The organism is Tigheibacillus halophilus (assembly GCF_042683165.1).
GTDB lineage: Bacteria > Bacillota > Bacilli > Bacillales > Amphibacillaceae > Tigheibacillus > Tigheibacillus halophilus.
Genome location: NZ_JBHUIZ010000012.1, coordinates 158,628 through 171,195, shown reverse-complemented (window position 1 = coordinate 171,195; position 12,568 = coordinate 158,628). Strand labels below are relative to the sequence as shown.

Below are 12,568 nucleotides of genomic sequence, written 5' to 3'. Positions count from 1 at the left end.
CTTCAACTCCTTTTCCCGAGAGTAGATATACTACTTAAACCGCCTTGAGAAAAACCTTTCTTTCCAACTCAGTTTTACTTTATCCAGTTCCTTTATCAGCTGGTCAATGTTCTGGTAACGTTCTGACTTATCCGTTTTTGTCAATTTCAGGATGATCTTGGCAAATGACTTCGGCAACCTCTCCCAAACCATTGCCTCATGTTCCGTTGTAAAAATATTTTTTCCATTGCTCAGAATATAAAATAAGGTCGCACCCATGGAAAACAAATCCGACCGGCCATCGCACACGCCTCTTTCAAATTGCTCAGGGGCCGCGAAACCAATTGTCCCCAATGCCATCGTATTTGTCTCCGGCGTTGCTGCAGCACCAAAATCCACGATAGAAACCCTATTGTCATCAGTCAGCAGTACATTGGATGGTTTGATATCCCGCATAATAATAGCAGGCTGATGATCATGCAGCTGCTTGACCATCAATGCCATTTGTTTTGCCACAGATAGCAGCTGTTTCCAATGGAACTTCTGCTTATCTTTTTCTATTAAATAGGCAATAGTTTTGCCAGGTACTTTTTCCATGACAATGGCAGGATATTGATCCTTATATTGAAATTTATCATACAGAACAGGAATGTTGGCTATCTCTAGAGAAGCAAGGATTTTCGATTCATTTTCCAATTGTTGTTTAAAAAGCGTGGTGGGCTCTTTAACAATTTTTAACACAGCTTTTTTGCCTTGTTGGTCTTTCAGCTCGTATAAAAGTGAGGTCCCGCCTTCTGCGATGAATCCCGTAACAATATATTTGCCGTTTATGACATCATGTTCTTTCAGCATACTCATCCCTCTTTAACGTAAATTAGCTAAAAGAATGGACACATCGTCATGGTGCTTCCCTTTTTTCGCCAGTTGCAGAAAATGCGCTGCCATTTCTGTTTCGCTGGCGCTTGCCTGCAATTGCTCCATCCATTGCCTTTGAATGAGTCCATCGTCAAATAATGCATAAAAGCCGTCCGTACAAAGCAGGAAATGATCCGACTCCCGAAAAGTCCCTGTTGCTGTATATGGGCGAACATCACCACGTATCCCCAGGCACTGTGTTAAAACATGCGCTTTCGGATGCCCTTTTGCTTCTTCCGGTGTCAGCGCACCATGTTCGATTTGCATATTTGCCCATGAGTGGTCTTTGGTCAATTGGACAAAGTCTTTTTTCTCCATTGTCAAGTCCACCGTATCGTCTGAATACACACCATTTGTGCTGGCACTGTGTAATTGATAAACGCGGCAGTCCCCAATATGGCAAATAAAATAATTGCCTTCTACCAGCATCAATGCCGTCATTGTTGTTCCTGTGCCCTTTTCCTCTGCCTGCCCGATCGCAATTAATTTCTTATTGATGGATTGAAAGAGCTTCGGCATCTCCTCTTTACAACGCTGGAGGAACGCCTCGGGGGTATGACAGTGCAAGCTGGTCTTTTTCCACCATTTTTGCAGTCTGTTCACTGCATAAAAGCTTGCAATATCACCAAACGCATGACCACCCATTCCATCGGCAATGACTAGCAGATATGCATCTGACTCCTGATGAATGTGGCATATTTCTACATCCATGTAATCATCGTTTATTTCTTTATCAGGTCCTTGAACCGTCTTTTGCCCGATATGAAGCTTCTTTTTCTCTGTCATTATTTCTGCACCTTGTATGTGTAAATGGATTTACCGATCTGTACGGTATCTTCATGATTCATTTCATAAATCTTATATGGAATCAATCGTTTGTTATTTAAAAAAGTACCATTCTTAGAACCAAGATCTTTTACACCATACGTATCGGAAAGCTTGACCAATTCTACATGGGATCGGGACACCCCAACGCCTGTATCTATAAGTTGTGCTGCTTTTGGTGAGCGTCCGATAATGATGTTGTCTGCTTCCAATTCATTCTCCTTGCCATCTGCTTCTGCAATCAGATAGTTTTTGACATGTTTGCTTGCCGTGCCTAGCAACTCGCCTTCATCCAGCAAAACTGTCTGATCACGCAATCCTGATGCCTTTGGAACATTTCCTTCCATTTCAGCAACAGTTGTATTGGCAGTAAAACTGGCTCCGGGTTGTTTGGCAGCCACAGCTGTATCTTTTGCCCGCGGTTTTTCCATGACAGTAACCGATGATGCAGCTGCCTCGTGGACGCCATCCTGACGATTTGCTGCAGCTGTTTCCTCCACCTGTGCAGAAAATGCAGGTGCCTGCTGCGATTCCGCACTCGCTGTAACAGGCTTCTCTGTTGGTTTCACAGCATTAGCCATCTCTAATTGCAAATCCTGTAATGTGAGATGCTGCTCTGAAGCACTTTGCGACATTTGTTGAGGGTTGGCTGCCGGTTGCTGTGGTTTTTTATGAACTTGTTTTTTAGGTCTTTTAACCGTTACTTCTTTTTCCGTAATGATCGGCTCGACGCCTGGACGCCAGAAGAACAGATAAGTGATCACACCGGCTATGATGATGACTGACAATACCGCTGATACAATCATCATGGCGGAAGATGAGCCTTCCGAAAGCTTCCAGCTGGCAGCAATCAAAAGCAAACCGATGAGTACGGTGTAAATTTTCATTTTTCTCGGCAGCGGAGGCAGTTTCTTCACCTTTTTCGTGATGGTGACCTCTTCCGTTTCGTTTGTCGTATCCACAACTGTTTCTGAAGACTCGTAGGCGCCTTGTACTTCATCAACTGGCCGAACTGTCTGCAAATCTTGCAGTAATTTTTTCAATCCTTGCAAACTAAAGCCAGGATCCTTGATATAGCTTAAAATCATCTTGAACTGCCCGCCATGGATGCCTTGCACTTCACTAGCCAGGTTAAGCAGCAGTTTTTTCAACTTCTCATGCATATCGGCTTTTCCACTGATTTCTTTCAATGGCAAATAAGTCAGATACACCTGATGGTAATTTTGACCGATATAAATGAAGTCCTCGTTCAATACATAATGATCTTCATCGAGCATGTTATTGGTCGCATCCTGAATCGCCTGCACGATGTTAATAAACAACGCATAATAGTCCTGCATCGACATTGGTTTTTCCTTTGCGATAGCCCGCAACCGGCGAAGCCCTTCCACCCGATAGAAAATACTGGATTCCCCATTCTTCTCTTCAAAGCGGATAGGGACAAGCCGGGGAATCGTGTTAGATTGGATCATTTTTAGCTGTAATTCCTGAAAATCATCCGCGGAAAAACCATGTGTTTCAGATTTGCGCAATTTCATGTAAGTGCCATTGGTTTGCACAAAATCTATATGATAATCATATAATTCAATGGACATCCTATTTCCCCCTTTTGCTGTAAAATACTACTTTTTTACTGATCTTTGACAGGTAGCTCGAATTTGAATTCATTATCACTAGACGCATACTCATAAATAATATAGAGTTTATCCGTATCCAAAAAGTAGTTGCTTGCAAAAACCAAATTACCACTTATCTCGTCACCAGGTGCAAGTTCTTCGTCTCTTTCCTTGAAAGTAATATCCGAATAATCATCTTCTGGGGTGTAACTTTTGATTCAATTTGTGCTTCGATCTCATCATTTGGTACAAATGGCTTATCACCTGTGTTTTTATTGGTGGCATTGGCTACTGCAAACCGCGCATCTGGATCATCTTTTGTGTATCCAGCGTCTTTCATTGATACACCTGATGCACTTTTATCATTTATAATTTCAAAACTATTTACTTTGACCGAGTATGGATGACCGCCATTACTGCTTTCTGTGTTAGCCGTTTCAGCAATTTGGTAGATATCTTTTTTCTTTTCATTTTTGTTTTTGTCTTTTTCTTTATCGCCTGTATTAGTTAAAATAGTTGTTTCTGTTTTATCTTTTGATGTGCTATCTTTTGATGAGCTGCAACCTGTTATTACTACGCTGACTAATATCGTTATGGCTAGCAAGTAAATTTTTTTCATCACTAACCCCCCACTATTTATTTTTTTACTTTATAGATGCTACCGCTTGTCTTTTCATCTTTTCGGAAAGCGAAGAGTCATTGTATCGACCCTATTATTTGTAAAGTCAATTGGAAAGCTGTGATCCATTCCAATCCCCGCTTATGCCAAATACATATAGTAAAAAGTTGTGACCACACCCGGAATAACGGCATAAATGAACGGATAGCGATTGGAGAACTCTCTCTTGAATTCATCCAACGCAGTGAGTGATTTCTTTTTCCAAGATTCATAGATATGTAGAATGGCCACTGTCATACTGACAAGAAACGTTCTTGTGAACAATAATATAAGGAGTGCGATAATACCTGCGAAGACAATCGAATACATGACGCTGTACAACGTGAATAGGACACCGCAGATTGCACCAATCGCTGCGAACAATTTCACATCTCCTGCACCGAGCGCTTTGAAAATATATAAGAGCAGCATGATCCCGCCGCCCGCCAGCATACCGAACATGGCATCAAGGAAACCAGCCATTTGCCCGGCAATTAAATGATAAAGTATACCAGCAAGAATACCAGCCAAGTTTAGCCAATTCGGAATTCTATTTTGCCGAATGTCATAATAACAAACAATAGCGAGAAAAATAATGAGTATGATAAAATGCCACTGCAACAGATTGCCCCCTTTCCCTTGTTTGAATTCTACTTAAAATCAATTACCAACCCAACCACGTTCAACTGCAACCTTCTTGATTTTTATATCTTTTTCAAAAAAAGGGAGTATAATTTTCAATGTGTTCTCAGCAGGTATTTTTACATTTGCACTGTCACCGCTTGTTGAACTAGGAAAAGATGAATTTTTTACAACTATGCCACCAGGGTTAAAAAAAGATGTATTGCTTACTCTCTCTTTATATCTGTCTATCACCATTTTTTGGTAAAAACTATCCGAATAACGGTTGGCGACATCTCCTGTTGTAGGGATGGCGTCTTTACCGATTCCACCTAATTTTTTTAGCAAATACTTGGCTACTTCATTATTATCCAGTTTCCCACTCGCCTTGTCTGTCAAAGAGTCAACAAAACCATCTGAACCTTTTTTCACTACACCTTGGACTACCATTGCCACATAAGAATAGTGGGCAACTGATTGAGCCGCATCACTAACTGCATCATCCAAAGCCATTTCTGCAATACTAATTTTTACAAATGATATTAACAACAGGAAAAAAGTCAATAATATAGGTATGATCAACGCAGCTTCAAGGGTTATGCTTCCATTTTCATTTTTAAGTTTTCTTCCCATTGACAACCATCCTTTGACTTTTTTCTTTAAAGGCTTTAATCAAGGTTGACACATTTATCGTCTAGTCGTTCATAGTTTGCTAAGTTTTCAATCTCATAATCATTTTTCATTATGAAATTATGTTCATATTTTCCATCACTTGTTTCCCAAAAAACTATGAAATTCCCTTCAAAACCATCTGTTGGATGATCAATATGGTAAGCCTCGCACATTTTTATATTAACGATATCAGATTTACTGTAATCTTCTTTTGCTGTGTTGGTTAATAAGTTTGAGTCCAATGCCCCTTGAATAATGGAGTTCTTTGCTTTCTCTTTATCTATATCGTCTATCCCCTTAACGTTATTACCTTTTGCCTCTGAATCAGAGTTACCTCCGCAGCCTGCTAATAGAATTATACATAAGCCTAGTAATGCTATTGTTTTTTTCATAGTATCCTCCTTTCGATTTTTTATAGGTTGGGTTCAAATTGCTTGAACCCAACTCACTTATTATTTTTCGGGATTTGGAAGTTCAAAATGTGTTTCTTCATCAGAGTTTCCCTCAAACTTTATCAAAAAAGTTTTAGCGCTATTCACTCTGGTAGTGAAAACTATATTACCAGTAATTTCTTTTCCGGGTTGCAACTCCTTGTCACGTTCAGTAAAAAATTGATCTTCAGAGGTATGTCCCCCATCATCACCCTGCTTTGAAAAATTGGCTGAGAACATTTCATTTGGAACATAAGCCTCATCACTAATGTTTTTTATCGTTACATTGATAACTGCAAATCTATCTTCATCGATCGCCCCACTGATATAGTCTTCAATTTTGACGCCATCAACTTCTCTTACTAATTTAAAATCGTTTACGGTTACTTGATAATCAAAATCATACATGTCACTTGTAATAACAGCTGTTTCCCCTATTTGATAAACCTTTTTCTCGTCCTTTTTACCTTCATCACTTTTATTTACATCTTCACCTTTGGATGTGGCACTATCATCAATGTTTGACTTCTCATTCTTATTCTCACCATCACTACATCCTACCAAAAGTATCCCCAGTATTAACACAGCCAAAATTTTTTTCATGTTTTTTCCTCCTTTGAAACGAATATATTTAATATGAATAAACTTTTTTCTGATTAATAATATAGTAGCCATCCTCAACTTTACCAGGTAAAGCTTTGGCTAATTGTGGTATAAACCAGACCTTTAATTTTGCATCCACATTCCCCGTGATATATGACGGTGAGCGTAATAAGTTTGCACCAGTTTCTTTAGTAATAACAGCCTGTAACCTCCTCATTTTTTGATGATTGTAGGTTTCTCCGGTTGATTTCATGGCCATAATTATCCTCAAAAACATGGGCATAGTTACTGTAATTTTCTTTTTCATTGTCTTGAAGGGAGCCCATTGTATGCTATAGGGTTTCCCTGTTAACTCCATTAAATCATTTCCGGTTGTTGCAAGGGCAAATCCCAACGCTTTAAAAAATGCTAGTGGCCCTGCAAATCCCCCTTGGGTGATCTGAGCTAACATATTTACCACAAATAAAATCATCACGACATCCTTCAAAAACATAAAGTAATTTATACCCGCGGTATTATATCCATAAGTAATGTATTGGGCTTTTTTTGTATTGTAATAATAGGAACTTTCTTTTCCCAATTCATAGGGAGCTTTTGTACCGTAATTGGCAAGTATATATTCATTGATGTAAAGTTCATTCCTAATCGAATTTGGAAAACCTTGTATGAATTCCACAAATTCTTTAAATCGATTAAACGCATCTTTTATAAATTGCAGCCTGGATTCCGGTTCAGAGGCATCTCCAGCCCCTTCCACGGCACCATTATACTGTTTAATATACCCATCCAATTCGGCATATGTTGCATTATCAGAAGTGATTGAATCCTTTATGTCCTTATATTTGTTCAGTTCCGCCCATAATTCACCAAAGCTTTTGTCGGCTTTATCTTCTTCTTTTTTTGTGTCTACATTTTCCAGTTCTTTCTTTGCCTTATCGTAGTCACTCATATGGCCTTCTATTGTTTTAACTTGTTTTTTCTTTAGATCGCCCAGTTTGTTTTCAATAGACTGTATAATTATTTCCCCGGCCTTTTTGCTTTTCATTGACATGGCATAATAAAACAATCCGTACAGCTGTCCTATTGTATACTTCCCAGGGTCGCTTAGGTCTTTTCCAGAATCAGGTAGTTCTTTATCCAATCTAATTTGATCATAAATATGATCATTACCCTCCAAAATGTCCTTGAAAAACTTATCACTTAAAGTAAATTTTTTGAGTTCCTCCAACATGTCACTATCGTCATCATCAAAAATCTCGCTAATTTGATCATCATAATATTTGGCTGATTTATCCGCTGGATTTTGAAGCGTTCCAGAACCAATTAAAGACTCGGGAATGTGATTATGATAAATCTCCACATCATAAATGGATTTAAAGGCATTCTTATTGATAGCTTCCTCAAAATGTTTTATTTCTTCTTTTTCCTTATCAGATAGCTTCTTATCTTCATCAGATTCCTTTTCTTTTAATTTTTTATACCTGTTAACATAAAAAACCATTTGGTTGAATGTTTTTATATTAGCTGGAATTTTGTCGCTGTCAGATGTAACTTCACTGCCAATCACTTTATTTTTTATATCTGATTTGACTACTTTTAAATATTGGTTCATTTGTTCTGTTATCTCATCAATTTTTTTGTTCCTTTTTTTCATCAAATCCAATATCTCTTCATAGTTTTCAACCAATTTTTCAGCATTGTCTATATCTTCATCAGATACTCCTTTGCCTCCCAACAGCAATTCTGTAAAATCTTTTCCAAGTTGTACCGGAGCCTGGTATTTCATACTCTCCAATACTTGATGTGTAAATACATCATAGTCTACCAAATTTCTTTCATCATCGAAAGTTGCATTTGCTTTTATTCCGTTAGGTACTGAAAGATTATCAAATCCACTCAACCCTTCAAACTGCTTTTTAAGGTATTGATCGAATTGACTCGATGCATCATCGGAATTACCGTCATATGCAAATAACCCTACATCAGCTAGGTTTGATTTAAAGTGTGAAAAAGTGGAGCGTAAAGCCGCATCCATTGCATTTTCCATTTGTCTTTCAGCAGTTACAATCCGCAAGGTATCAATCAGTAATGCATTTAATACGAATATAGGTAAGATGATGATTATAGCAAAAATGGATACTGAGCCTTTGTCATTAAAGAACAGTTTTTTTATCTTTTTCATCAACTCACCCTCACTTCCCGAAGAAGCCTTTTATTGACTCAATTGCCCTTGAAACCTTCTTGTCAAATCCAAATTCACTCCACAGATATTTGGAAAAGTTGAATGTTCTTATTAATTCTGGTGTATCGGTAACCGTTCTTGACGAGGTACCGACCACCTCAGAACCGACTAACTTTGAGATGAACCCAGGAACATACAACGAGCTTTTCGCTTTAACCCTGACTTCACTGTTTATTAAAATACTTTCATACTGAATATCGCCTAGGTCGATTTTAATAGCCCCATTGTATTCGGTGGCAACTTTATCCTTTTTATCTCCCTCATGAGAACTACTGCCTGGGAATCCATTTAAGCCAAAAATTTTGAGTACCCCACTATCAGTAATTCTCCAATACAATCCATCCCCTGCTGGCAAACCAGTGTAATTGGCTTTCCCAAAATCACCAGTTTCCAAGTCTTTGTGAGAATTATTCCATATGTACGCCAGCTCTGAAGCAGCTTTTTGCGCTGCAAAATTTGCTGTACCAATCTGGAAAATCACGATGCAAAAGAAGATACAGACTAATGTGAACATCAAAAAACCCGGGAAAACAAGAGAAGCTTCCAACGTGAAACTTCCCCTGTCATCTTTTAAGAAGGAATGCATGTTAATGCCTCCTTAGTCAATCTTCATTTCCTTGTTGATTTTAGAAAACAATTGATCTGCCCATGTTTTGATTTTTTCTTTAAACATGACTGCAATTACAATCAATACAGATAGAATCAACAACATCTCAATCGTTTCCATTCCCTCTTCATCATTCCAAAAATCTGTCAAAAATGTTTTCATAGTAATATCTCTCCCCCATTTTTTTAGAATACGGCAAGCGCCGGGTAAATCACGATAATAAGTACGGATGCAAATATGAATATAATCGGAAAAACCAGTTTGGAAGAAGCTTCCTCCCCCTTGATACGGGTGACGGTTTTCCGTTTATCCCAAAGTGATACAGATAATTCTTTCAATGAATCTACTAACAATGAACCGCCTTTGCGGTAGTTCATCATGACAGTCGTCGTGAAGATTGACACTTCCTGAATGCCGCATCGATAGTTGAAGTCTTTCAGCACATCCTGAAAGGAAGTGTTGGCTGTCATTTTGTTCACAGCCTCATTCAATTCATAGTAGAGCGGAGAGTCATAGATTTTCTTCTTATTCTGCTGGACACATTTTTTGATCGCGCCTTGCACTGTCTCCCCGGCGTTGACAAGCAGGATCAGTTTGTTGACAAATTCCGGCAGTTCGATGATAATGGCATCTTTGCGCTGTTTCACCTTCTTATCCAGGTCCTTGACCAGATAGAATGTGATAATGCCAGTCAGCAGGAATCCGTATATCAGATTCGAATATTCTGAGTCATTGGCCATTGTCAGCGCCAGCGTGAAAAATACAAACAGTGTAAAAACTGTAATGACCTTGGCAAGATAAATCCTGGTGTAATCCTTCGATAATTTGCTTCCTCGCAAAATAATCATTTTTTGATGAATAAAATTGACCATTTTGGGGAATCGTTTGTAAAAGTTCAATTTGTCAATAACTGTAAATGCATATGGTGCAAGCACCGGCAATGTGATGTCCTTTTCATATTGCTTGATGAAAGACGTGTAAACTGCCTTGTTCTTTACAGTTAAAAACAGTACTGCCAGTAAAATGATGGCAATGATGATTTTCAACACCATAACGGCATCAATCCCTTTCTAGACTTTAATGTCCATGATTTTTTGGCTGATCAGCAGACCGCAGACGACCATGACAAGTGCTACAGTCATCACTATCGGGCCGAATGTCCCGAATTGGTATAAAGGTTTGATGAAATCCGGCGAAGAGAGACGCAGGAATAAAATGATCCCAAGCGGCGCAACTGCCATGATTTTTGATTCGAATTTTTTCTGAGATATCAGAACTTTGATATCCTGTTGAATCTCTATTTTATCGGTAATGATATCAGCAGTACGTTTGATGACTTCCACCAAATCACCGCCCGTGCGCTTACAAGTGATGAAGACATCCGCGAAATTGCGGATATCATCCACATCGGAACGGTTAGCAAAATCATCCACCGCACGCTCGATAATCTCGCCATTTTCCACCCTGCGGTTGATCAGGTTGAACTCTTTAATGATATATGTCTGATCATCCGTATACAGCAGCTTCAAATCCCGCAATACGTCCCGAAAGGCATTTTCAATCGATTGTCCGGCAGCCAGAGAGGACGCCAGAGAGGAAATCGCTTCTTTAAATTGCATGGACAGCTCATCCTTGCGTTTTTCTATAAGCTGTTTACGTTTAAATTTGGGATAAATCATTCCGAAACATGCTGCAATCAATGAAATAATAATATTATCGTAAAACAGGTAAGCTACGCAGAAAATCACTGCTGCTGCGAGCAGCGAATACTTGACCTTTTCCTGAAAAGAAAGCCTATATGTAGCATAATCAATCAATGTTTCTCCGCCGATAGTCCTGTTGCGAATCGTGGCCATCGCCCGTTCTCTTGTCTTCTTTTCTTTTAAATCGAACTGCTTTTTTTCCTCTTTTTCCTTTTTGGATTGCGTGATACGTCGGAAAACGATAATGCCGATCAAGAAGACAATTAAAATGGTGCCGACAATTTTATCAATACCCAATCTATTTCACCACCTTATGGCTCGACATAACATAATAAGCATTACATGGATGTTACAAATATATTACACTGTACCCGTGTTAATAATTTTCAAAACATAATAACTAATTATCCATGGAAAACTTTCTGCCTGACAACTGTTCTGCTGTATCGTATTTCCCTGCCATGATCAATTTCTCAAAAGCCTGTAAATGATTGCCGGTTTTCTCGAGCTTGCCAATCACTTTTTTGCTGTAGCTTTCTCCTTTTTCTTGAAAGACGAATAGCGGGTTCAACTGTATTTCACCGTTTTCCACACCCAACACTTCTGAAACCTCGACCACCTTTCTGGAGTGGTCACGGAATCTGGAGAGGTGGACCATGATATCTATGGCAGAGCTGATTTGCTTTCGGATCACTTCAATCGGCATCTCTGCAGCGCCTAACACCATCGTTTCCAGTCTGCTCAGCATATCAAATACAGAGTTGGCATGACCGGTAGACAAAGAACCATCATGTCCTGTATTCATCGCTTGCAGCATATCTAATGCTTCCGCCCCCCGGACCTCACCTACTATCACCCGGTTCGGACGCATCCTGAGAGAAGCCCGGATCAAATCCCGAATGGTTATTTCTCCCTTGCCCTCTGTATTGGCATTTCTAGTTTCCAGACCAACCAAGTTTGGAACATGGCGTATCTGCAGCTCTGCAGAGTCTTCAATCGTGATGATCCGTTCATCTTTCGGGATGAAATTGGACAATACGTTCAGGAAAGTTGTTTTCCCGGAACCAGTACCGCCGCCGATGAAAATATTATACTTTGCTTCCACAAGCTGTCTAAGGAATTCCCCCACTTCTTCATCCAACGCCCCGAAACGAATGAGATCATCAATTGTCAATGGGTTTTCCGGGAATTTACGAATCGTCATTGCCGGGCCTTTCAAAGCAATCGGTGGCAAAACGACATTGACACGTGAACCATCTTCGAGCCTCGCATCGACAATCGGGCTGGACTCATTTACAACACGATTCACTTTGGAAACAATCGCCTGAATAGTGTCCTCCAGCTTTTGCTGATTTTCAAACTTGGTTTCTGTCTGAAAAACCTGACCATTACGCTCGATATAGATTTCATCGTAATTATTGATCATGATCTCTGTTACGGACGGATCATCCAATATCGGCTGAATGGCTCCCAGTCCGCGAAAAGCATGGTACATACGATCCACAATCCGCTTGATCATTGTCGAGGTCAGCTTTTCCTTTTGCGCAAATTCAATAACGGTTTCCTCGACCATTTCCAACAATTCTTCATTTGTTGTCGAGTGCATGAAATCAAGGGTTTCCCGCAGTTTTTCAATTAAGTGCTTCGTGATGTCATCTTCCGTTTTCGGTTGTGCATCCTGTGTTTGCTTCATTTT

The 12,568-nt window shown here is 39.4% G+C and carries 14 protein-coding genes; all 14 read right to left on the bottom strand.

Annotated elements, in window-relative coordinates:
- Nucleotides 1-30: 30 nt before the first annotated feature.
- The 14 genes from ACFSMW_RS12040 to ACFSMW_RS11975 all read right to left on the bottom strand — a co-directional run bounded on the left by ACFSMW_RS12040 (nt 31) and on the right by ACFSMW_RS11975 (nt 12,565).
- Nucleotides 31-831: a serine/threonine protein kinase gene (locus ACFSMW_RS12040; protein WP_390355944.1), complete on the bottom strand. Its 801-nt coding sequence runs from the start codon at nt 829-831 to the stop codon at nt 31-33.
- Nucleotides 832-843: 12 nt separating this feature from the next.
- Nucleotides 844-1,680, bottom strand: a complete 837-nt coding sequence (locus ACFSMW_RS12035) for a PP2C family protein-serine/threonine phosphatase (RefSeq protein WP_390355942.1) — start codon at nt 1,678-1,680, stop codon at nt 844-846.
- Nucleotides 1,680-3,314 carry a DUF6382 domain-containing protein gene (locus ACFSMW_RS12030; protein WP_390355940.1) on the bottom strand — a complete coding sequence of 545 codons (1,635 nt, stop codon included), beginning with the start codon at nt 3,312-3,314 and terminating at the stop codon, nt 1,680-1,682. The genes ACFSMW_RS12035 and ACFSMW_RS12030 overlap by 1 nt, the downstream gene beginning before the upstream one ends.
- 154 nt (nt 3,315-3,468) lie before the next feature.
- On the bottom strand, nt 3,469-3,954 hold the full coding sequence (locus ACFSMW_RS12025; RefSeq protein WP_390355939.1) for a DUF4352 domain-containing protein: 486 nt from the start codon (nt 3,952-3,954) through the stop codon (nt 3,469-3,471).
- A 141-nt stretch (nt 3,955-4,095) separates the two neighbouring features.
- Nucleotides 4,096-4,614, bottom strand: a complete 519-nt coding sequence (locus ACFSMW_RS12020; RefSeq protein WP_390355937.1) for an A24 family peptidase — start codon at nt 4,612-4,614, stop codon at nt 4,096-4,098.
- Between the two features lie 39 nt (nt 4,615-4,653).
- Nucleotides 4,654-5,247, bottom strand: a complete 594-nt coding sequence (locus ACFSMW_RS12015; protein ID WP_390355935.1) for a TadE/TadG family type IV pilus assembly protein — start codon at nt 5,245-5,247, stop codon at nt 4,654-4,656.
- Between the two features lie 35 nt (nt 5,248-5,282).
- Nucleotides 5,283-5,678, bottom strand: a complete 396-nt coding sequence (locus ACFSMW_RS12010) for a hypothetical protein (RefSeq protein ID WP_390355933.1) — start codon at nt 5,676-5,678, stop codon at nt 5,283-5,285.
- A 60-nt stretch (nt 5,679-5,738) separates the two neighbouring features.
- Nucleotides 5,739-6,320 carry a DUF4352 domain-containing protein gene (locus ACFSMW_RS12005; protein ID WP_390355932.1) on the bottom strand — a complete coding sequence of 194 codons (582 nt, stop codon included), beginning with the start codon at nt 6,318-6,320 and terminating at the stop codon, nt 5,739-5,741.
- Nucleotides 6,321-6,348: 28 nt separating this feature from the next.
- Entirely contained in the window at nt 6,349-8,502 is a 2,154-nt protein-coding gene (locus ACFSMW_RS12000) for a hypothetical protein (RefSeq protein ID WP_390355930.1), read from the bottom strand.
- Nucleotides 8,503-8,512: 10 nt separating this feature from the next.
- Entirely contained in the window at nt 8,513-9,109 is a 597-nt protein-coding gene (locus ACFSMW_RS11995; RefSeq protein ID WP_390355928.1) for a TadE family protein, read from the bottom strand.
- A 51-nt stretch (nt 9,110-9,160) separates the two neighbouring features.
- Nucleotides 9,161-9,331 (bottom strand): Flp1 family type IVb pilin, encoded by a 171-nt coding sequence (locus ACFSMW_RS11990; protein WP_390355926.1) that lies wholly within the window; start codon nt 9,329-9,331, stop codon nt 9,161-9,163.
- 23 nt (nt 9,332-9,354) lie between these two features.
- Nucleotides 9,355-10,221, bottom strand: coding sequence for a type II secretion system F family protein (locus tag ACFSMW_RS11985; RefSeq protein ID WP_390355924.1), 867 nt, complete (start codon nt 10,219-10,221; stop codon nt 9,355-9,357).
- An 18-nt stretch (nt 10,222-10,239) separates the two neighbouring features.
- Nucleotides 10,240-11,169, bottom strand: coding sequence for a type II secretion system F family protein (locus ACFSMW_RS11980; protein ID WP_390355922.1), 930 nt, complete (start codon nt 11,167-11,169; stop codon nt 10,240-10,242).
- Nucleotides 11,170-11,272: 103 nt separating this feature from the next.
- Nucleotides 11,273-12,565, bottom strand: coding sequence for a CpaF family protein (locus ACFSMW_RS11975; protein ID WP_390356429.1), 1,293 nt, complete (start codon nt 12,563-12,565; stop codon nt 11,273-11,275).
- Between the last annotated feature and the right edge of the window lie 3 nt (nt 12,566-12,568).

Excerpts from the sequence above, each read along its gene's own strand:
- ACFSMW_RS11985 (WP_390355924.1), bottom strand. The coding sequence starts at position 10,221 with ATGGTGTTGAAAATCATCATTGCCATCATTTTACTGGCAGTACTGTTT.
- ACFSMW_RS12000 (WP_390355930.1), bottom strand. The coding sequence starts at position 8,502 with ATGAAAAAGATAAAAAAACTGTTCTTTAATGACAAAGGCTCAGTATCC.
- ACFSMW_RS11990 (WP_390355926.1), bottom strand. The coding sequence starts at position 9,331 with ATGAAAACATTTTTGACAGATTTTTGGAATGATGAAGAGGGAATGGAA.
- ACFSMW_RS12005 (WP_390355932.1), bottom strand. The coding sequence starts at position 6,320 with ATGAAAAAAATTTTGGCTGTGTTAATACTGGGGATACTTTTGGTAGGA.
- ACFSMW_RS12040 (WP_390355944.1), bottom strand. The coding sequence starts at position 831 with ATGCTGAAAGAACATGATGTCATAAACGGCAAATATATTGTTACGGGA.
- ACFSMW_RS12015 (WP_390355935.1), bottom strand. The coding sequence starts at position 5,247 with ATGGGAAGAAAACTTAAAAATGAAAATGGAAGCATAACCCTTGAAGCT.
- ACFSMW_RS12035 (WP_390355942.1), bottom strand. The coding sequence starts at position 1,680 with ATGACAGAGAAAAAGAAGCTTCATATCGGGCAAAAGACGGTTCAAGGA.
- ACFSMW_RS11975 (WP_390356429.1), bottom strand. The coding sequence starts at position 12,565 with ATGAAGCAAACACAGGATGCACAACCGAAAACGGAAGATGACATCACG.
- ACFSMW_RS12025 (WP_390355939.1), bottom strand. The coding sequence starts at position 3,954 with ATGAAAAAAATTTACTTGCTAGCCATAACGATATTAGTCAGCGTAGTA.
- ACFSMW_RS12030 (WP_390355940.1), bottom strand. The coding sequence starts at position 3,314 with ATGTCCATTGAATTATATGATTATCATATAGATTTTGTGCAAACCAAT.
- ACFSMW_RS12010 (WP_390355933.1), bottom strand. The coding sequence starts at position 5,678 with ATGAAAAAAACAATAGCATTACTAGGCTTATGTATAATTCTATTAGCA.